General features: G+C 53.2%; 18 protein-coding genes and 2 pseudogenes. 7 read left to right on the forward strand and 13 right to left on the reverse strand.

Translation table 11 applies throughout. The features are described 5' to 3' along the window. From KTE_RS38095 to KTE_RS38105, 3 genes are all read right to left on the reverse strand, one after another. On the reverse strand, positions 1–1,497 hold the full coding sequence (locus KTE_RS38095; protein WP_201391182.1) for a PLP-dependent aminotransferase family protein: 1,497 nt from the start codon (positions 1,495–1,497) through the stop codon (positions 1–3). A 135-nt stretch (positions 1,498–1,632) separates the two neighbouring features. After that, positions 1,633–2,655, reverse strand: a complete 1,023-nt coding sequence (locus tag KTE_RS38100) for a GlxA family transcriptional regulator (RefSeq protein ID WP_201391184.1) — start codon at positions 2,653–2,655, stop codon at positions 1,633–1,635. A 421-nt stretch (positions 2,656–3,076) separates the two neighbouring features. Further along, positions 3,077–3,787 (reverse strand): IS6 family transposase, encoded by a 711-nt coding sequence (locus tag KTE_RS38105; protein ID WP_201391186.1) that lies wholly within the window; start codon positions 3,785–3,787, stop codon positions 3,077–3,079. Positions 3,788–3,864: 77 nt separating this feature from the next. Between KTE_RS38105 and KTE_RS38110 the strand changes: the two genes are divergently transcribed. The 3 genes and pseudogenes from KTE_RS38110 (at position 3,865) to KTE_RS38120 (ending at position 6,257) form a co-directional block, all read left to right on the forward strand. Then, on the forward strand, positions 3,865–4,095 hold the full coding sequence (locus KTE_RS38110) for a dihydrofolate reductase family protein (protein WP_201391188.1): 231 nt from the start codon (positions 3,865–3,867) through the stop codon (positions 4,093–4,095). Between the two features lie 461 nt (positions 4,096–4,556). Then, a pseudogene (locus KTE_RS38115) lies at positions 4,557–4,959 on the forward strand (GNAT family N-acetyltransferase). A 947-nt stretch (positions 4,960–5,906) separates the two neighbouring features. Beyond that, positions 5,907–6,257: a helix-turn-helix domain-containing protein gene (locus KTE_RS38120; RefSeq protein ID WP_201391192.1), complete on the forward strand. Its 351-nt coding sequence runs from the start codon at positions 5,907–5,909 to the stop codon at positions 6,255–6,257. Between the two features lie 353 nt (positions 6,258–6,610). Here KTE_RS38120 and KTE_RS38125 read toward each other — a convergent pair. The 6 genes and pseudogenes from KTE_RS38125 to KTE_RS38150 all read right to left on the reverse strand — a co-directional run. Next, a pseudogene (locus KTE_RS38125) lies at positions 6,611–6,778 on the reverse strand (IS6 family transposase); the annotation flags it as partial. Beyond that, positions 6,775–6,969 (reverse strand): DUF1697 domain-containing protein, encoded by a 195-nt coding sequence (locus KTE_RS38130; RefSeq protein WP_201391194.1) that lies wholly within the window; start codon positions 6,967–6,969, stop codon positions 6,775–6,777. The pseudogene KTE_RS38125 and the gene KTE_RS38130, both read right to left, overlap by 4 nt. Before the next feature lie 132 nt (positions 6,970–7,101). After that, positions 7,102–7,554 carry a transposase gene (locus tag KTE_RS38135; protein ID WP_201391196.1) on the reverse strand — a complete coding sequence of 151 codons (453 nt, stop codon included), beginning with the start codon at positions 7,552–7,554 and terminating at the stop codon, positions 7,102–7,104. A gap of 478 nt (positions 7,555–8,032) precedes the next feature. After that, positions 8,033–8,512 (reverse strand): transposase, encoded by a 480-nt coding sequence (locus tag KTE_RS38140; protein WP_201391198.1) that lies wholly within the window; start codon positions 8,510–8,512, stop codon positions 8,033–8,035. Beyond that, complete coding sequence (locus tag KTE_RS50160; RefSeq protein ID WP_374226865.1) at positions 8,472–8,768, reverse strand: transposase family protein; 297 nt, start codon at positions 8,766–8,768, stop codon at positions 8,472–8,474. Before KTE_RS50160 ends, KTE_RS38140 begins: the two co-directional genes overlap by 41 nt. A gap of 85 nt (positions 8,769–8,853) precedes the next feature. Continuing rightward, positions 8,854–10,392, reverse strand: a complete 1,539-nt coding sequence (locus KTE_RS38150; RefSeq protein ID WP_201391202.1) for a PLP-dependent aminotransferase family protein — start codon at positions 10,390–10,392, stop codon at positions 8,854–8,856. A gap of 538 nt (positions 10,393–10,930) precedes the next feature. On the opposite strand from KTE_RS38150, the gene KTE_RS38155 reads away from it, so the two are divergent. From KTE_RS38155 to KTE_RS38165, 4 genes are all read left to right on the forward strand, one after another. After that, positions 10,931–12,895 (forward strand): PAS domain S-box protein, encoded by a 1,965-nt coding sequence (locus KTE_RS38155; RefSeq protein WP_374226866.1) that lies wholly within the window; start codon positions 10,931–10,933, stop codon positions 12,893–12,895. Then, positions 12,886–13,206 (forward strand): sensor histidine kinase, encoded by a 321-nt coding sequence (locus tag KTE_RS50165; protein ID WP_374226867.1) that lies wholly within the window; start codon positions 12,886–12,888, stop codon positions 13,204–13,206. Before KTE_RS38155 ends, KTE_RS50165 begins: the two co-directional genes overlap by 10 nt. Positions 13,207–13,215: 9 nt before the next feature. After that, complete coding sequence (locus KTE_RS38160) at positions 13,216–13,614, forward strand: response regulator (protein ID WP_201391204.1); 399 nt, start codon at positions 13,216–13,218, stop codon at positions 13,612–13,614. A 100-nt stretch (positions 13,615–13,714) separates the two neighbouring features. Next, the gene (locus tag KTE_RS38165) at positions 13,715–13,915 is read left to right on the forward strand and encodes a hypothetical protein (protein ID WP_201391206.1); all 201 of its coding nucleotides are present in this window, start codon (positions 13,715–13,717) and stop codon (positions 13,913–13,915) included. Between the two features lie 605 nt (positions 13,916–14,520). Here the strand turns inward: KTE_RS38165 and KTE_RS38170 are convergent. From KTE_RS38170 to KTE_RS48320, 4 genes are all read right to left on the reverse strand, one after another. Next, a complete protein-coding gene (locus KTE_RS38170) occupies positions 14,521–14,820 on the reverse strand; it encodes a hypothetical protein (protein WP_201391208.1) in 300 nt (99 codons plus the stop codon). A gap of 597 nt (positions 14,821–15,417) precedes the next feature. Continuing rightward, entirely contained in the window at positions 15,418–15,885 is a 468-nt protein-coding gene (locus KTE_RS38175) for a DUF1348 family protein (RefSeq protein ID WP_374226882.1), read from the reverse strand. Positions 15,886–16,080: 195 nt separating this feature from the next. Continuing rightward, positions 16,081–16,656 carry an IS630 family transposase gene (locus KTE_RS48315; protein WP_236600298.1) on the reverse strand — a complete coding sequence of 192 codons (576 nt, stop codon included), beginning with the start codon at positions 16,654–16,656 and terminating at the stop codon, positions 16,081–16,083. Continuing rightward, positions 16,587–17,093 carry an IS630 family transposase gene (locus KTE_RS48320; protein WP_236600299.1) on the reverse strand — a complete coding sequence of 169 codons (507 nt, stop codon included), beginning with the start codon at positions 17,091–17,093 and terminating at the stop codon, positions 16,587–16,589. The genes KTE_RS48315 and KTE_RS48320 overlap by 70 nt, the downstream gene beginning before the upstream one ends. Between the last annotated feature and the right edge of the window lie 424 nt (positions 17,094–17,517).

Genomic DNA, 17,517 nt, shown 5'->3' on the forward strand with positions numbered 1-17,517 from the left:
TCACATTTTTCCTAGTGCCAGCGCTAGTGTTTTTACCCCCGCGCGCAGTTCTTCCGGGGAAGCGCTCGCAAAACCAAAAAGAAGACCGTCACGTTGAAAGGGGCGCTGGCTGGGTTGTGAAAGAGGCAGAAGGTGCAGGCCATGCGCTGAAGCTTGCTGGACGGCTCTCTGGGCGCTCATCCCTTCAGGGAGCCAAGCGACCAAGTGCATGCCTGCTTCTGGTACGATGATATCTAACATCTCGCCGAATTCCTGTGTAAGTGCCTCTATGAGAGCATTCCGACGTTCTCTGTACAGCCCACGCATTTTCCGCAAGTGTCGCGCAAAATGACCCTCAGCAATAAAGTCGGCCAGGGCCAATTGCTCGAGGAGCGGGAGGTACCTATCGATAATGCGGCGCGTTGCAATCAAGCCCTTGAGCAGCTCGGTGGGGATGACCAGATAACCCAGGCGCAATGAGGGAAAGAGCACTTTGCTAAAGGTTCCAATATAGATCACGCGCCTGGCGTTATCCAGCCCTTGCAGCGCCTCCAGAGGTCGTCCACTAAAGCGATACTCACTATCATAATCATCCTCGATGATCCAGGCTTGGGTCTCTCTCGCCCATTCCAACAGCGCGAGCCGTCGGCTGAGACTCATGGTGACTCCTGTCGGGAACTGATGCGAAGGGGTAACGATGGCCAGCCGTGCCTTTGGGCAAAGCTGTCGTCCGCTTTCAACATCGATCCCCTCCCGATCCACTGGCACGGGGACCAGTTTTGCCCCGGCGACCAGCAGTGCTCCACGTGCTCCTTCATACCCAGGATCTTCGACCCAGGCCAGATCACCAGGATCAAGCAAGACGCGCGCGACCAGGTCGAGTGCTCCCTGTGCTCCAGCGGTGAGGATGATCTGTTCGGGCGAGCAGTGGACGCCGCGTGTAATACCGATGTGCGCGGCGATAACCTCGCGCAGCGGGGCGTAGCCTTGCGCGTCCTGGTAGCATGAGACGGCTTGCAGTGAGTGGCGCGCATGTTTTGCTACCAATCTGGCCCAGACCTCGTACGGAAAGGCTGCCACATCTGGCTGGCCGGAGCGGAACACGCTTGTGCCTCGGTTGGCCCGGTCGGTAAAGAATTCTTCTGAAGAAGACCCCTTGATGAGCAATTGGCCGCGCCGGGCAAGCACTGCTTGAGGCGTTTCTGAGCTATCCGTTGTGTGCTGATCTCCTATAAACGACTGCTCTGATTGCAGATGGGCGACCCGCGTACCATCTCCCACCCTGCTCTCGATATATCCTTCCAGTAGCAACATCTCGTAGGCAAGAGCGGTGGTGCTGCGTGATACCCCCAGTTCACTCGAAAGCACGCGCATCGAAGGCAGGCGCATACCGGCCTCTAATTGTCCTGTGAGAATCCCCGAGCGCAATCGCTCGTAAAGCTGTTTGTACAGCGAAATTGACGCGTTCTGGTCAAGAGAGATTTCTATCCTTTTGCCAGGTATTGCTCTTTTGGACATACTGTATCTGCTCTCCTTAAAGCCCCTGTATGAATCAAAATCTTTCTTAAATGGCCCCTTTCGTCTACCTGAAAATGGCCCTTTCAACAGGTCCTTTATCTGAACATATCAAGCAAATGCTAGCTTGCTGTATAGTCACCGTTCAACGCTTCTATGAAATGCGAAGCGATGCCCGCGCTGCAGAGGGGGGGCACCAAATTGCCTTTGCCACAAGCGACGAAAATGCCTTACATCCTCAAAGCCACATTGCAATGCGACCTCCTCGACACGAAGCGCCGGGTTAGATAACAAGGTGGCAGCAAGCTCAATCCTCAAACGCTGGTGGTACTGAATGGGGGTCAGGCCAGTGGCCTCCTTAAAGGCTCGATTTAATCCCCGCGTGCTGATGCCTGCAACGTTTGCCAGTTCATCCAGCGTCACGTGCTCTGCGATATGGTTGATCAGGTAATCCTGTGCCTGGTGCACCCCCGAATGCAGGTGCGTGCGATACTCAAGGGAGATACTGCTCTGCGGCTGAGATCCATTGCGCCTCAGATACACGACCAGGTGACGCGCTACCTGGGCCGCAAACATCGGCCCTTGATCTTGCTGTACCAACCCCAGCGCCATATCAATACCAGAAGCGATGCCCGCGCTAGTGGTGAGCCTTCCATCGTGGACAAACAGCACATTTTCAAGTACTTTGGCTTTTGGAAAGCGAGCCTGGAGTACACTGGTCTGGGACCAGTGCGTCGTACAGCGTCTTCCATCAAGCAACCCTGCCTCTGCAAGTGCAAACGCACCAGTACAAACAGAGGCAATATGGGCTCCAGCTTTTGCGGCTGAAGACAACCAATCGCGCGTCTCCTGATCGAGGAGTGGTTTCTCGTGGGAGGCGAAGTCCCAGTCCACCCCTGCTAGAAGGATCAGGTCATCTACTGCGACAGGAGCCAGGGGCGAGAGCTCAGCCAGGACTATTCCCTGCGCACTTATCTGCTGGGTCTGAGACGAGCTATAACGCAAGGTGTAGGGGGCGCCCATACAGCGAGCAGTATCAAAAACCTGTGCCGGACCGGACAGATCCAGCAAATGGACTTGCGGGAGGACGACAAACACTACGTTGCGTGCTTCACTCTGTTTGCCAAACAGGGTGAGACCTTGATGGTGAAGATCCCTCATCCCAACCTCTCTCTCTTAACTTCAAGCTACCTACTGTTCCGTTTCGTTTTATCTGAAAGAGATGTATACCGGCTGCGGCGGCAGGGAAGTTGGATGCCGAGGGGCTGGCGCACCTTTGCACCCCCGGGCACCTTTTTCAATTGAGCTGTAACAGAGCGCTACCTATCTGGCTCGAGCTGTTCTTGTTTGAAAGGTATGAACATAGTATATACGTTGTCTTTGTGCTCGACCAGGGGCAAATGATACAAAAAGGAGGACGAATTTAGCCAAAACTTCTCTCTGGCTTGCTTTGCCAGGATATACATACTTCTTCTGCTCCAGTTCTCCTTATGGTGCAAGCAGTTCTGCGATCAGTTGGGCTGTGTTGCAAAAATACCAGAAGGGGAAACATGACTCCAAATACCCTGCTTTCTTGCCAGGTTTAGATAGCTACACCAAACAATTCAGCGATGAACACTGCTTGGTTTCGAGCTTCATCTTTGCCTATTCCTTGCACTTGGCCTTTTCTGAGCATATTGATGATTTCATATCCCTGCAACGTTCTTTGGGCCGTTTCAAAAGAAAAGAAGCCCATCCCTGGTTTGGTCAGCCGTTTGATGAAGCGATGGTCTTGTTCAATCAGGTTGTTGAGATATTTGCGCTGCCGCAGTTCACACGAAGCAGCCAGAACCCCTATGGCTTTCAACTCGTTGAGGGCTTTGGGATATGCCGCATTTTTATCAACTGTAATGACACGCGGAGCCACCGTATGGGAAGCTCCAAGCACTTTCGAGAAAAAACGTTTTGCAGCCAGTGTATCGCGGGTGGCGCTGAGATGGAACTCCAGCGTGTTCCCGTGGGAATCCACTGCGCGATAGAGATACATCCATGCTCCTTTGACCTTGACATACGTTTCGTCAACGCGCCACGAGTCAGTTGTTTCTTTGAGATGTGGTCGGCACCGTTTCTCCAACTCGGGAGCATATCGTTGAATCCACCGATAGACGGTGGTATGATCGACGCGTAACCCCCGCTCTTGCATGATTTCTTCCATATCGCGATAGCTGAGTGCGTACCGCAAATACCAACGGACACAGAGCAAAATAATCTCAGCTTCAAAATGGCGCCATTTGAACGGGGCTTGCGGGGTCATTATGCTTCTCTTCTCATCTTTTTGATTCCATCTTATCTGATGGATTTTACTTTTGCAACACAACCGTTGCGACAGGCTTGCGAGCCACAGAGGGGAAGAATCTGCTGATCATCGGTGCCAGCCTTGCCCGTCAGTGTCTCGAGGCAGGGCTGATTGACGAGATCCTCGTGCATGTAGCGCCCATCTTGCTCGATGATGGTGTCCGCTTCTTTGCCCGAAAGGCGGGCGAACAGGTTGCCTTAGAGACGATAGCCGTCTCACAAGCAGAGCAACTGACCAACCTTCGTTTCCGCGTGAGAAAGGCATAAACAGAAGCAACAGATGGGGGATGAACGCACCTCTCCGGCCAAGGGCACGCTCGCCATAGAGAGACCAGTTCCAAAACCTGGCAGAGCAAAATGGCTCCGTACTTTCCATATAAAATGGCCCTTGTAGGAAGACCATTATCATTCTATAATTTTGCCAGGTAAAGCACTTCGGAGCCCCATGCTGGTACGTAGCGTATCTATGAAGCTCCCCTTTGGCTCAAGACTTCTCAGCACCTACGGCGCTTCGCGGGTCATGTTGTAGGTTCTGCTGGAGAGATCAGCCTGGGAATGCGCTGGAAGAAGAGGTCACAGGCCACAAGCCTTGTACGGCAGCCGCGTTCATTTCTGAGCACATACAGAGCTTCCAGACTGCCTGAAGAGAGCATATTTGGATGCTTGCGCAGGAGAAGAAAGCGCGCCAGGCAGGAATTGTATCATCATAAAACTAAGGAGAGCACTCTATGATCAGTATCGGTAAGCTAGAGCCCTCCGACAGGGCTGTCTGGGAAGACTTGTTCCGCGCATATATCGACTTTTACCAGCGGGTTGTGCCGCCCGAGATGTACGAACGAGCGTGGTGTGAGTTTCAGGAGGATACGCGTCTGCACGCCTTCGGGGCGAGGCTGGATGGCAGACTTGTCGGCATCACACACTTCTTCATCCATCCCAATACGTCGGGGCCGGATGTTTGCTATCTTCAGGACCTCTTCACCGCCCCGGAAGCACGTGGTAAGGGCATCCGCCCGCGCATTGATTGCGGCTGTTACAGAGTGGGCTCAGGCTCATGACTGCCGCCGTGTATACTGGCGCACTCATGAGTCTAATAGCACGGCACGGTATTGTCAACTTAAATTTTTTTGTTGATGAGCTTTCACCACTTCGATGCCATATCAGCCAGAACTCTCGAACAAACAAGGGCAAGAAACAGGGCACAATCCCCACTTTGAGGTCTGTTTCTCTTCCATAAGCTCTACAATTGTAAGTAAGTTGACAATACCGACACACAAAGGGAAAGAAATTACAACATCCAATTATCACATTTACGTGCGCCCTTTCACGGGTAAAGGAGTTTCTCAAAAGAGATATGCTTGAGTAATGGCATAAGGGTTGAGCGGCATGCGTAAAGCCTCAGCAAGGCTTTAGGTGTGAAGCCCGCTGACAAAGGAGCTTGTGATCCTAGCCGAAAGGACCCAAGACCGAACCCTGTGACCTATGCCGACGAGAGAAACCTTCGTCTGAAGCGTCGTTAGATAAGACGGGTGAAATGGCTGACACACCCGACCCAAAATGGGATGGCGGCTGTCCGGCTATGTGTAAATTATGGCTGGAATTGCTCCGAAGTCCGCCCGGCGTATAGGAGGCGAGCTAAGGGTCACTAGAACTTCTTTACTTGGAATGGGGGAACTCTCAAACCGCTTTACTCGACAGAGACGCGAGAATGCTAGCGTGCGGCAGAGAGGGCGGAGGCGGCATAGTAACCGAACGCCACGCTGTAATGGCGAGGACATGGTGAAGGTCCGCCAGGGAAAGACGCTTGACGAGAGGAAGAATGGATGCAGTGAGGAAAGCAGATGACGGTTGGAGTAGTGGCATCATGTTCTCCAGCAGAGTGGGGGATGCCATGCAACAGGTTGTGCTGTGCTCAAACTGGTGCGCTTCACGGGGGCAACCCAAATCCACCACCTCATACGCAAGGGCCGAATAGGTCATGTCGAGTACTGGAAAGCGCAGTGCGGGGAAACTCGCCTGCTGCGTTTGGACGGGGGGAAAGGACGTAAGTCCCTACCTATCCGTACAGAATGAGGGCAGCTATGAAGCCAGCAGAAGGAAACGCAACAAATCATTGTATATGCCCGCGCTATAAATATGCAGTTCAATTATTGGGAAAACGCTGGACAGGTTTGATTCTCGCTACGCTTCTGCACGGTCCAAAGCGCTTTGGCGAAATCACAATGGCGGTGGAAGGTCTCTCCGACCGTATGCTGAGTGATCGCATGCGTGAACTAGAAGGGGAAGGTATTGTGGAACGCGTTGTGTATCCTGACATTCCCGTACGCGTTGAATATCACCTGACTGACAAAGGGCACAATCTCGAGCCTGTGATTGAGGCAATTCACCAATGGGCAAAGCAATGGATTCCATCAGATTCGCAGATTTGTTGAAGGAATATCCCAAAGAGGAAGCTACCGATGAAAAAAGGTTCGGCCTGGTCGGAAAGAAATGAGAGGATGAATGGGCTCTTCTTCTGTAACGTTACAAGAAATTAGTTACTTGACAAAGGGAGAATACGGCGGTACATCCCTTACATAAAGATCATTACTTACAAAAAGTAACATCTGACCGGGCAGTTCTGCCGGTAGTGTTGCAAAAAATTTTGAGCTGAGAAAATGGATCGGGTACTTACGGCACAAGAATTATTTCCACGGAGAAAAAGTGCATGTTCTGCATCTTTTCCCAGCGAGATATGTTCGTGTGTACTTCAATTTGCTGAGTTTTAATTTTTTGCAACACTACCCCACTGGCGCACTGTTTCATACGTCACGACGATTCCGCGCTGCGCCAGAAGCTCTTCAACATCGCGAAAACTGAGCGAGAAGCGGAAATACAGCCACACGGCGTGGCTGATGATTTCTGGTGGGAAGCGAAAGCCTTTGTAGCTTGGAGCAGTGAGGGTTATTTTCATGCAGTTATTCTAGCACATTGTTCAGCTACATTCCCAAGTTGACAATACCCTGTGAAGACGACGTTGCCGCTACGTATATAGGTGATGACATCCGTGAGGTCCAGGTCCTCGTGCAGGGCCTTGAGTTCGTCCATGCGTACCTGCGTCCCGCCTACGTTGACACCCCTGAAGAGGGCTACAAACCTTGCCATGTGTGAGCCTCCTTGTCTCTATAGCCTATTTTTCGCCATTATATCAGGCCTATTCGAGAATACATAGGTCAGATGACACTCCTCTTTGAAGAGTAAACTGCAAATGTTCAGATTCGATAGTGGCAAATCGGCTCATGCGCACTTTGTGTGGGCAGGTTCGTCGCGATGGAGCACCCGTAGACGGAGCAAGTCAAAGTTCGCACGTCCATACATTTGCCTCTTGATCAGCTTAAGTCGATTTACCTGTGCCTCAACCATTCCATTACTCCACTCTACCGTAAAGGCGGCTTTCACGGCATCCCAATCTTTACGCAACCCAGCAACAAAACTGTGAAGTTCAGGAAAAGGACTCTTTAATGCCCGTTGTGTCCAGTCATGGAGTTGATCGCCTTGACGACCGTGCATCAGTTCTCGAAACTGTTGCACGAGCTGATAGAGGGAAGCCAGGTCAGGATTCCGGCGAAGGATCTCTTCAAGATCTTCTCGCTCTTCTCGCTTCAAGTCTGTCGGCTGGCGCAAAAACAAAAAGTGGACTTGCTTGGGCGAAAGCTGCCGAACAGAGGGAGGGAGCGGAGTTTCTGGCAAACTGACCCCTTTGCGTAAGCATCTGATGTAGGCAGAAACTGATGCATAGGAACCTTGATAACCCTGTTCACTGATCTCCTGATGCAGGTGGGCAGCATTCTGACAACCCGCCGCCAGCGCTCAACCAGATAAGCGCGATACGCATCTAACGCGCGTTTTTTCTTTTCTTCTGCGTTTCTTTTCAGGGAAAGACGCAGCGGCAAGAAATCGCTCGGTGGTGCTTCGACTCACGCGCACACGAGAGGCAATCTCTCCGATCGTGAGCCTTTGCGTCTTGAGAGCAACGGCCTGCTCATAGCGCTGGCGTCGTTCCTCTCGGTGAGCCAGACGGACCTTTTCTGCTTGCTTCGTCGGAACAGGACGGATGTCTTGAGGCAATGGAAGATCGTCTTGGACTTGGACGAGCAACGGTGAAGTTTCCTCTTCATCTCTGAAGTGAAAACAATCGCGGTAGCGCTTGAGGAGAGCTTCGAGGTCATCACCCAGGTTCGCGGATCAGATGAAAGCGGTCTGCCACCTGAAGCGCCTGAGGAGCACCTCGACGGGCGGCATCAGCATACTCGGTCGACCGATCTCGGCTGATGATCTTCACCCCAGGATGGGCCTTGAGCCAAGCAACCACGGTATCAGCTTCACGATCGGGAAGAAGGTCAATGGGGGTATGCCGCTCCAGATCACAGAGAATGGTTCCATAGTGGCGTCCCTTGCGCCAGGCCCAGTCATCCAGACCAAGAACCCGAGGCACCGGGGCAACAGGGAAAGGGGAACGACGGAGCAAGCGTAACAAGGTATCACGGCTCGCCGAACACGCAAAGGATTCAGCCACGCGGGATGCAGGCTTGCCACCTAAGGCAAAAGCCAACGCACGCAGCAGCTTCGTTTGGCGGATGGTTCGCCGTGCGTGAGCCTCGACCAGCTCAGGATATGGCGAGAGCAAACGTTTGGCGTTGACATTCACGCTTCTGGCACAAGAACCGACGGACACGCAGATGCAACCGGACGGTGTATTCCAGGCAAGGAAGATCCGCAGGCTTGCGAACGTAGGAACCATGCAGCCGTGTTGATGGAGAGGCGCACACAGGGCATGGAACAGCTCTCCTGGTTGAGTGCAGAGAAAAGATGAGCATGTTGCCCTCAAGGGTCACGTCTTCGATGACCACATCGGGGCAAGAAGGGAACAATAGGCTTGTCAGAGAATTCATTCGTACTTTCATGGAGGAGAAGAAAACAGCGAGAAAATCTCTCCTATTTTATCACCTTTGAGCTTCCCACACAAAGTGCGCATGAGCCGAATCTCCATCATTCAATTATCAAATTTACACGCGGACCTCTCTTTCTCTCTTCCTGCCTAGTGTTCCATGCTCGCGCAAGGTGTTGCACGCCTTCCTCAATCTCGCGTTCGGTCCAGGAGGCATAGCCGAGCAAAACGCCGCTACGACCCGTGGGCTCCATACGATACGCCGAGAGGGGAGAAACGATAATGCGTTGTCTCTCTGCTTTGCGCGCCATGTCGCGATCATCGGTGCCTTCTCTGAGCCAGCCGACCAGATGCAATCCGGCGGCGGGCTGCTCGATGGTGAGCACCTCTCCAAGAGAGCGCCCGGCGCAATCCCGCAAGAGATTCCCCCGTTTCGCATACAACGAACGCATGCGGCGGATATGGCGGGCGAAATCTCCCTCCCTCATATAGGTCGCTACCGCTGCCTGTTCAAGCGTCGGCTGAAAGATATTTGCTGTGCACAGGGCAGTGACAAAGGTATCGATCAGCGAGGGAGGAACGACCAAATATCCTAGACGTAATGCGGGGAAAAGGACTTTGCTAAAGGTTCCCAGATAGAGCACCTGTTCTGCACCTTCAAGCCCTTGCAGCGCCGGAATAGGACGACCAAGGTAGCGATACTCGCTATCGTAGTCGTCCTCAATGATCCAGGCTCCGGCAGCTTGGGCCCAGTGCAACAGTTCATAGCGTCGGGCAAGGCTCATGGTCACGCCAAGAGGGAATTGATGTGAAGGAGTCACATAGACGAGCCGGGCTTCTGGGTGCCTCGCTCTCCCGCTCACCACATCTATCCCTTCCTTATCAATGGGAACCGGCACGATGATGGCTCCCACGTCCTCAAGCGCCGCTTTCGCATAGGGATAGCCGGGATCTTCTATCCAGGCGGCATCTCCTGGGTTCAGGAGCAGGCGCGCTGCCAGGAACAATCCCGCCTGCGCGCCTGCGACCACAATCACCTGATCCGCTGTGCAGCGCACGCCCCGCGAAACGGTGAGATAGGTTGCAATCTCCTCGCGCAATGGGCGATAGCCCGCCACATCTTGATAGCCGAGCTGTGAGGGGGAAAGTTGACGTGCCACTCGCGCGACTGTCCGTGCCCACTCCTGCTGCGGAAAGCTCTCAAGCGCAGGGAGTCCGAGACAAAAAGGGATGCTCTCATTGCCTCTGCCAAAGCCAGGCGGCAATGAGAGCGCAGAGCCACGCTGCGATACGCTTGCGTATCGACTTACTGGCTCAGAAGACCTCGTCACTGCTGCAGGCATGGTCGTCTTGTGGAAGAGGCTCTCAGAAAGGTGCTTCGTGACATAGGTGCCTGCTCCCACCTGTCCCTCAATATACCCCTGGGCAAAGAGATCCTGATACGCCTCTTCAACGGTTGTGCGCGAGACCCCCAACTCGCGGGCGAAAGCACGTGTTGAGGGCAACCGTGCCCCAGGAGCCAGGTACCCGGTGCGAATGGCTCGGCCAAGCTGTTCATAGAGTTGGCGGCACAGAGGCAGGTTGGCGCTCGCATCCAATTGGATGCTGGGCAATGGGATATGTGGTGTTGGCTTTGGCATAAGCCGTCTCCTCTGTTCTCAGAACAAATAATGGCTGCCTCAGTATATTCCATAATGGCTATTTTGAACAAGCCAATCTTCTGATAGAGTTTCATCAAGAGAGGTGATCTCCACTGAGAAAGAAGGTTCAGCCTGAACGAGCAGCCCACGTTGCGTTTATCGCCAGAAATTCTGGAGAGAAGTGCGCACCGGCCCAAAATCTTCTCGGAAGAAAGCCCTCTGAAAGACCTCACATGAAGGTTCAGTGGTAAAAGCTCATCAAGAGAAAAACGTACGTTGACAATACCGTTTTCCGTTGTACATACGCGCTGCAACGGATAGCCCTAAAAGCCGCCCCTGAAAGGGCCCGGGGCAGATGCTCATTGCTCCTGGCCTCTCCGGGAAAAGCACGTATTGCATACACACACTTTTTCATCGCTTGTTCCAATCGATGTGACAGAAGAGGGATCATCTCCATTGCATGCTATTTCTTGCGGTTCAAAGCGGGAAAACATCGTTGCCACCAGGGATGGGGAGACGTGAAAGGGAGAGAGACAGTATGATGTTCAATCCACAAAGCAGCGAGTCAAGCATGCTCACATCGCGTGACACGCTCCTCAGCACGCTTGAGACGCTTCCTGATGCGTTGTTTGTCGTCGATGACGCCACCACGATTGTGTATGCCAATGCCAGCGCGCAGACCATGCTCGGCACCACACAAGAGGCGCTTGTTGGAAACAGCTTCTGGTGCCTCGCTCCTCACCTGGTGAGCACAGCGCTCTACCAGGCGGTGCTCAAGGCCAGACAGACGCGGAAACTGACCGACGTGGACTATCGTTCCCCGGTGACCCAGACCTGGTTCCATGCACAGATCTCGCCCACCGAAGTGGGCCTCGCGGTCGTGTTCCAGGAAAACACGGAACCAACGCAGTGCCAGGACGCCCTTCGCCAAAGTGAACAGCGGTATCGGGATCTCCTGGAGCACAGTGCTGAGCGGGTCGCGATGTTGACACCGGAGGGACTGATCCTGGAGATCAGTCAGCGTCCCTTGACGGACGCGCAGGTCCAGCTCGAGGAGGTGATTGGCAAACCGCTCACCGCTGTTTCCTGGTGGTCGTCTGTCCCACATGCCCAAAGGCAATTAGGTGCGGCGATCGAACAGGCCAGACAGGGAGTGACGGTACGCTTTGAAGCCCGCATAGACCCACACCCAGGAAGGTATCTCGACCTTGCCGTGACGCTGACGCCCCAATGTGCGGCGAATCAGCAGGTTGAGTATCTGATCTGTACGGGATTCGATATTACCCAGTACAAGCACGTGGAAGAGGAACTTCGTACTGTGCTCGATACCGTGCCCCAATTTGTCTGGATCAGGCGGCCTGATGGTTCCATCGCCTACTGTAATCGACGCTCGCACGACTATGCCCATATGATGTCCGAGCAATGCACAGAGGATGAATGGCTCCAGCACCTGCCTCCCACTGACCGGCAGTGCATCCAGGGCATGTGGCACACAGCCCTCCGAACGGATATCACGTCTGATGAAGCGGCCTCGCTTCAGTTTGTACATCCTGAGGATCGAGAACGGGTCCTGGCTCTTCAGCGCCAGGGATTGGAGACAGGGGAACCCTATGAGTTTGAATATCGTCTCAGGGAGAGACAGCCGGGCGCCTATCGCTGGTTTTTAGCACGGGGTGTGCCTCTGCGGAACGAGGAGAGGCAGGTCGTCCAATGGTTTGGTACCTGCACCGATATCCAGAGGCAGAAACAAACCGAGGACGCCTTGCGTCAAAGCCAGGAACGCGTGAACCATCTCATGAATTCTAGCGTGATCGGGATCTTTTTCGCCGAAGGCGACGTGGTGGTGGAAGGGAACAACACCTTCCTGAGGATGACGGGCTATAACCGAGACGAGCTGTGCCGGCGGTGTATCAACTGGGGCAGTTTCACCCTGCCAACCTCGAAGCCCTCGCTGTTCCAGCAAGTGCACCAGGAACTGGTCGTGCAGCAAGATACCACGCCCTTTGAAGCCGAACTCGTGTGTAAGGATGGGAGCCGCCTGGACGTGCTCATGGGAGGAGTGGCCTTTCATGGGGAGGTGCTCCAGGGCATCGGCTTTGTGCTGGACAACTCAGCCCGCAAGGAGCTGGAGCAGCGCAAAGATCACTTTCTAGGGATGGTCAGCCATGAACTCAAGACCCCGCTCACGTCCTTGAAGCTGCAAACGCAACTATTACGAAAGCAACTGGGAAAGCAAGGCATCTACAACGCGGATACCGTTCTTTCCCGGATGGAGGCACAACTCAACATGGTTACCCGATTGGTCGGTGAGTTGCTCGACCTCTCCAAAATTCAGGCTGGCACCCTGGAGTATGCCCAGGAAACGGTGAATCTGGACGACGTGCTCCAGGAGGTCGTTGAGATCGTGCAACAGATGCAGACGACCCATACCATCGTCGTGCATCGTGCCGCGTCCCCCCTCTTCTGGTCGGGGATAAGGACCGGCTCGAGCAAATGGTGCTGAACCTGATCAGCAACGCGATCAAATATTCCCCAGGAGCCAACACGATAGAGGTGGATATCAAGGCATCCGAAGAGGCCGTGACGCTCAGCGTGCATGATCAGGGTATCGGCATTCCACAAGAGCAGCACGAGAAAATCTTTGAGCGCTTCTATCGGGCGGTTGCTCCACATCAGCGCGCCTTTCCAGGCCTCGGAATGGGCTTGTATATTGTCGCGGAGATTGTGAAATACCATGGAGGATCCATCACGATGGAGAGCGAAATGGGAAAAGGATCAACTTTTCAGGTGACGCTTCCCCTGAAAAGAACATAAGGAGCGCATATGGATATGTTCCAACAACAGGCATGGAATGATGTTCTTGCTGTCAAGCGTATTCTCATTGTCGAAGATGATCCCATCCTTGGCAATCTCCTGCTGGAAGCACTCCAGGAGGAGACGACCTATCAAGGACATCTTGCCCCAAGCGGTGAGATGGCGCTGAAGATGCTTCTCACAATCACGCCTGAGTTGTTTCTGCTCGACTACCATCTCCCTGGGATGAATGGGCTGGAACTCGCCGACCAGCTGCAGCGTAGAGAAGAGGGCGATCAGCGACCCATTCTCCTCATGAGTGCCGATTTGCCACAAGAAAACGACGCCCTGGATCATCTCATAACGCTCCAGAAGCCCTTTGACTTAGAGATGCTCCTGCAATTAATCGCGGAGCTTCTTGCATCCTAAGGACAATGGTTCTTGAGGCTGAGAAGAACCATTGAGAGGGCAAGAGATGCGAAACGAGCAATTGGGCCGTTGAAGAACAAGGCAGGGGAAGATCAAAGACATGGAACTACGATATGGCTATTCTCAAACTACTGGGTCTGTTGAAAGCGATCGTCAAGAAGTACAGCGTTTGCAACAAGCACAGCTGGAATATGGCGTCTATGCATGCATTCCCGGAACCCAGCACACCTATGAAGAGGTGATCCAATCGCTTGTCGGGCTCGATTTACGCCGGCAATATGAAGAACGTAGACAAAGATAAGTTGAGCCCACATTCCGCACCCAATGTTTTGCATTCAGGCTACGAGCCAAGTTATATTGCAGAGATGCTCTTTACCTCTGCTTCCTGAAGCCGCTTGAAAAGTCAAACGAGAATTTCACTGCGGAATGTGGGGTTGAGAGAAAGCCAGATAGTGCAACGCTTTGTCTCGTCCTACTATTGGAGTTGACATCCTCCCCCGGCTAAAGCACGGGGGATTCCTCGAATCACTTCGAGTGTGTCAACGTCAGCCGAATCTTGGAGATATTGTCAACTTATTCGTACAAACGAAAGATACTGATGAGTTATAAGGAGAAAAACATGGAAGGGCAACGAAAAGTGGGGAGATTTGTGCGATTATGCGACCCGCTTGACTCGGTATTGTCAACTTAATTGAAATTGTAGAGCTTATAGAAGAGAAACAGGCCTCAAAGTGGGGATTGCGCCCTTTTTCTTGCCTTGGTTGCTCGAGAATTCTGGTTGATGTGGCATCGACGTGGTGAAAGCTCATCAACGAAATTTTTTAAGTTGACAATACCCTCAACTTGCGCCAATGGACCAGTTCGATCTACGCTTGGCTCACCCATCCAGTCCTCGACCCGACCCGCTCACGCCGCGTCACGATGGACAACCTGATGAAGCTGGTCGTGACCGCCCTGGAATGGTAGTATCTGGACGGGGAAACCGATGTAGCCACCTCGCGGCTCAAGTCCGCCGCAGAGTTGCTGGTGCTGCGCCATGATACGCTCAAGCTCATTGATGGAGCTGGTCCTACCACTCTTGCACAGGATCAGAACAAAGCGGAAGAGCCAGGTGTGAATGGGAAAGAACCCGACCGGCAAACCGTCCCGGAAAACGAGCAACGCGATCCGTCCCAACAGCTTGAGCAGGCGAAAGAACCGGTGCAAACGAGCACCTCTCCCAAATGCCCGTTTTCTCGAACGGTGCTTCCCATCGATCTCAAACGATTTACCGCCAGTTCCGTCTCATCGGTGGAATGTCCTCTTTGTGGAAGAACACGTTCGCTCTCCCCGGTCAAGGGCGTCCTCCGGTTCCCTCCGCACGAGCCACGCAAAATGCAGACTGAGGTGAAGGGCAAGCGTTGGTCTACAACAGGAAAAACGGACTGGGACGTGGTTAGCAGGAAATGATGATTGACGCGGGTAAAGGGCTTAGTGGAGAAAGGGGGTTTCAATGCGCGAAAGCGATGCGTGATCATTTGGGAAGACACGCGAGACGCGGCGTGTGGAATGAGGAAAAGAGCCAGGGGTGGCAGCGATGCATGCGTGCAGCGCACCCCCCAGTTGAGGCTCGCACGCATGCATGTTGAGATGACTGGGGCCGGTTCCATCAGCCATTCCCTCTGCTCGTTTTTTCGGTGCTAAAGAGGAGTCCGGGCCCGACCAGCCACCTTTTCCGGCCCAGTGCTACGCATCATAGTAATTTGCCTCCTCTCTTTTTAACGTAGCACCAATGAGGAACAGAGCACGAGGACACTCAATTTCTTACAGTCCCAATTCACTCAATCCTGGATGGTCATCTGGACGCCGACCGAGCATCCAGAAAAACTTGCGATCCGATTCTTTAATCGGCCTATCGTTAATGCTTGCATAGCGGCGCATCATCAAGCCTTGCTCATTGAATTCCCAATTTTCATTACCGTCGCTACGGAACCATTGGTTGGAATCATCATGCCATTCGTAGGCAAAGCGCACTGCAATGCGATTACCGGAATACGCCCACAATTCCTTGATCAAACGATAGTCCAGTTCCTTTGACCACTTGCGTTGCAGAAATTGGCGAGCCTCTTCGCGCCCAACGGGGAATTCAGCTCGGTTGCGCCAACTTGTATCCTCCGTATATGCCAGCACAACCCGGTCAGGATCGCGCGTATTCCAGGCATCCTCGGCCATACGTACTTTCTGTATTGCGGTTTCTTGTGTAAACGGTGGCAGGGGCGGCATGGTTTCCATCATTCCCTCCTCACTAGTCATTAAATGACGCATGTGTGTATAACTTATGTCTACTCCGTTAGACTTTCTGTTTTCTCCAAGGTAAAAGATACTATTGCTTCATTCGATTTCATAGGGATTGCCTCTCTCTTCTGAGCAGAAGAGCATGTTTCTGCTCAGCTCAATCTTCCCACTTATTGATCTGAGCATAAAAACCTAAAGAGAGTAGCCGGCATGAGCAAAACAGTGACGCAGAGCCTGCTTGCGATGCCTGAGCCTTGCACGGGCGAGCAGCAGTTCATGCTCAAGCTCAGACAGATCCTTGCAACAGCGATTCTTGAGTTCACGACGTTTAAGCAGATTCCAGACTCCTTCCTGGGGATTGAACTCGGGTGCATAGGCAGGCAAACGTTCCAGGTGAATGCGTGCAGCAGCGCCTTGCGCCAGGAAATCTTTGACGGCCTGGCAGCGATGGATGGTGGAACCGTCCCAGATGACGAGCAACTTGCCTGGGATCTCGCGCAACAGCAGTCGCAGAAACCCCACCACATCTGGTCCCTTGTAAGAGCGTTCTTGGGTCTGCATAAAGAGACGCCCCTCGGGAGTCAGCGCACCAATAGCCGAGATGTGGTCATACGTCAGCGGCACGCGCAGGACCGGCGTTTGGCCCACAGGAGCATACGTGCGCACCGCCATCGGCAAGAGATAAAAGCCCGCCTCGTCTACAAAAACGATCTGCCGCTTTTCTTGCTCTGCTTTTTTTTGAGGGCAGGCCAGCGCTCTTCTTTCCATGCCTTGATGGCCTCTTCATTCCTTTGGGTGGCCAGTTCAATCGGTTTTTGCACACTCTGCTTGGCTGCGCGAAGGAGGCGGCTACAATGGGCTGGATGATACCTGACACCAAATTGCTGCTTGATCAGCACTGCCACCCGAGCCGTGGTCCAGGCCTCACCGCGAAATCCATAGTGCTCGGATCCTTTGGCCAGCAGGTCAGGCAACTGGGCGCGTTGTTCCTCAGTCAGTTTAGGTTGGGGACCTGGTGGTGGCTGGTGGCGCAGCCCATCAGGACCATCTTGCTTCGCTCGACTCATCCATTGACTCACCGCACCTTCAGTGACTCCCAAGGCCTCGGCGATGTCTTTCTGTTTCCAGCCTTGCTGATACAGTTGCCAGGCACGCAGTCGTCGACCTTCGCGCCAATCTTTGGGAAGGGGTTCTTTCTTGCTCATACCTCCGTTCATCGGCTCGCATCGTGCTTCACTTTAGATCCTCATGCTCAGGTCAATAGAAGGGAAAAAGATTGCTTTTTGGATATCTCTCCCCACTTTTTGAGTTAAGCAACCGTATCGATAGCGGAACAAAAAAAACCTCGTAAGAAAATTATAGTTTTTTTTCATATTCCCACAACGATGTTCAATTCAGATACGCACTCTGCTAGCCAAAAGTTTCTATTGTAAAAGCCGAACGATGAGTCTGAGCACGAGGATGACCGTCGAACCATGCCATGCATCGAACCACATTCAAAGCGGTGCTTCCATTGGACATGGTGGATAATTTGACTACTCCCTGCGACCGCATGTCGGGCTGGTTGTTGCTTCATTTGGCCTGTCTGATCGGCTGCTTCATCCACTCGTTTCCGACCCCTATCTGCTC

The organism is Ktedonobacter sp. SOSP1-85 (assembly GCF_016587415.1).
Taxonomy (GTDB): domain Bacteria; phylum Chloroflexota; class Ktedonobacteria; order Ktedonobacterales; family Ktedonobacteraceae; genus Ktedonobacter.

Excerpts from the sequence above, each read along its gene's own strand:
- KTE_RS38130 (WP_201391194.1), bottom strand. The coding sequence starts at position 6,969 with ATGGCAAGGTTTGTAGCCCTCTTCAGGGGTGTCAACGTAGGCGGGACG.
- KTE_RS50165 (WP_374226867.1), top strand. The coding sequence starts at position 12,886 with ATGGTGCTGAACCTGATCAGCAACGCGATCAAATATTCCCCAGGAGCC.
- KTE_RS48315 (WP_236600298.1), bottom strand. The coding sequence starts at position 16,656 with ATGGAAAGAAGAGCGCTGGCCTGCCCTCAAAAAAAAGCAGAGCAAGAA.
- KTE_RS38155 (WP_374226866.1), top strand. The coding sequence starts at position 10,931 with ATGATGTTCAATCCACAAAGCAGCGAGTCAAGCATGCTCACATCGCGT.
- KTE_RS38120 (WP_201391192.1), top strand. The coding sequence starts at position 5,907 with ATGAAGCCAGCAGAAGGAAACGCAACAAATCATTGTATATGCCCGCGC.
- KTE_RS38175 (WP_374226882.1), bottom strand. The coding sequence starts at position 15,885 with ATGGAAACCATGCCGCCCCTGCCACCGTTTACACAAGAAACCGCAATA.
- KTE_RS38100 (WP_201391184.1), bottom strand. The coding sequence starts at position 2,655 with ATGAGGGATCTTCACCATCAAGGTCTCACCCTGTTTGGCAAACAGAGT.
- KTE_RS48320 (WP_236600299.1), bottom strand. The coding sequence starts at position 17,093 with ATGAGCAAGAAAGAACCCCTTCCCAAAGATTGGCGCGAAGGTCGACGA.
- KTE_RS50160 (WP_374226865.1), bottom strand. The coding sequence starts at position 8,768 with ATGAAAGTACGAATGAATTCTCTGACAAGCCTATTGTTCCCTTCTTGC.
- KTE_RS38150 (WP_201391202.1), bottom strand. The coding sequence starts at position 10,392 with ATGCCAAAGCCAACACCACATATCCCATTGCCCAGCATCCAATTGGAT.
- KTE_RS38095 (WP_201391182.1), bottom strand. The coding sequence starts at position 1,497 with ATGTCCAAAAGAGCAATACCTGGCAAAAGGATAGAAATCTCTCTTGAC.
- KTE_RS38160 (WP_201391204.1), top strand. The coding sequence starts at position 13,216 with ATGGATATGTTCCAACAACAGGCATGGAATGATGTTCTTGCTGTCAAG.
- KTE_RS38105 (WP_201391186.1), bottom strand. The coding sequence starts at position 3,787 with ATGACCCCGCAAGCCCCGTTCAAATGGCGCCATTTTGAAGCTGAGATT.
- KTE_RS38165 (WP_201391206.1), top strand. The coding sequence starts at position 13,715 with ATGGAACTACGATATGGCTATTCTCAAACTACTGGGTCTGTTGAAAGC.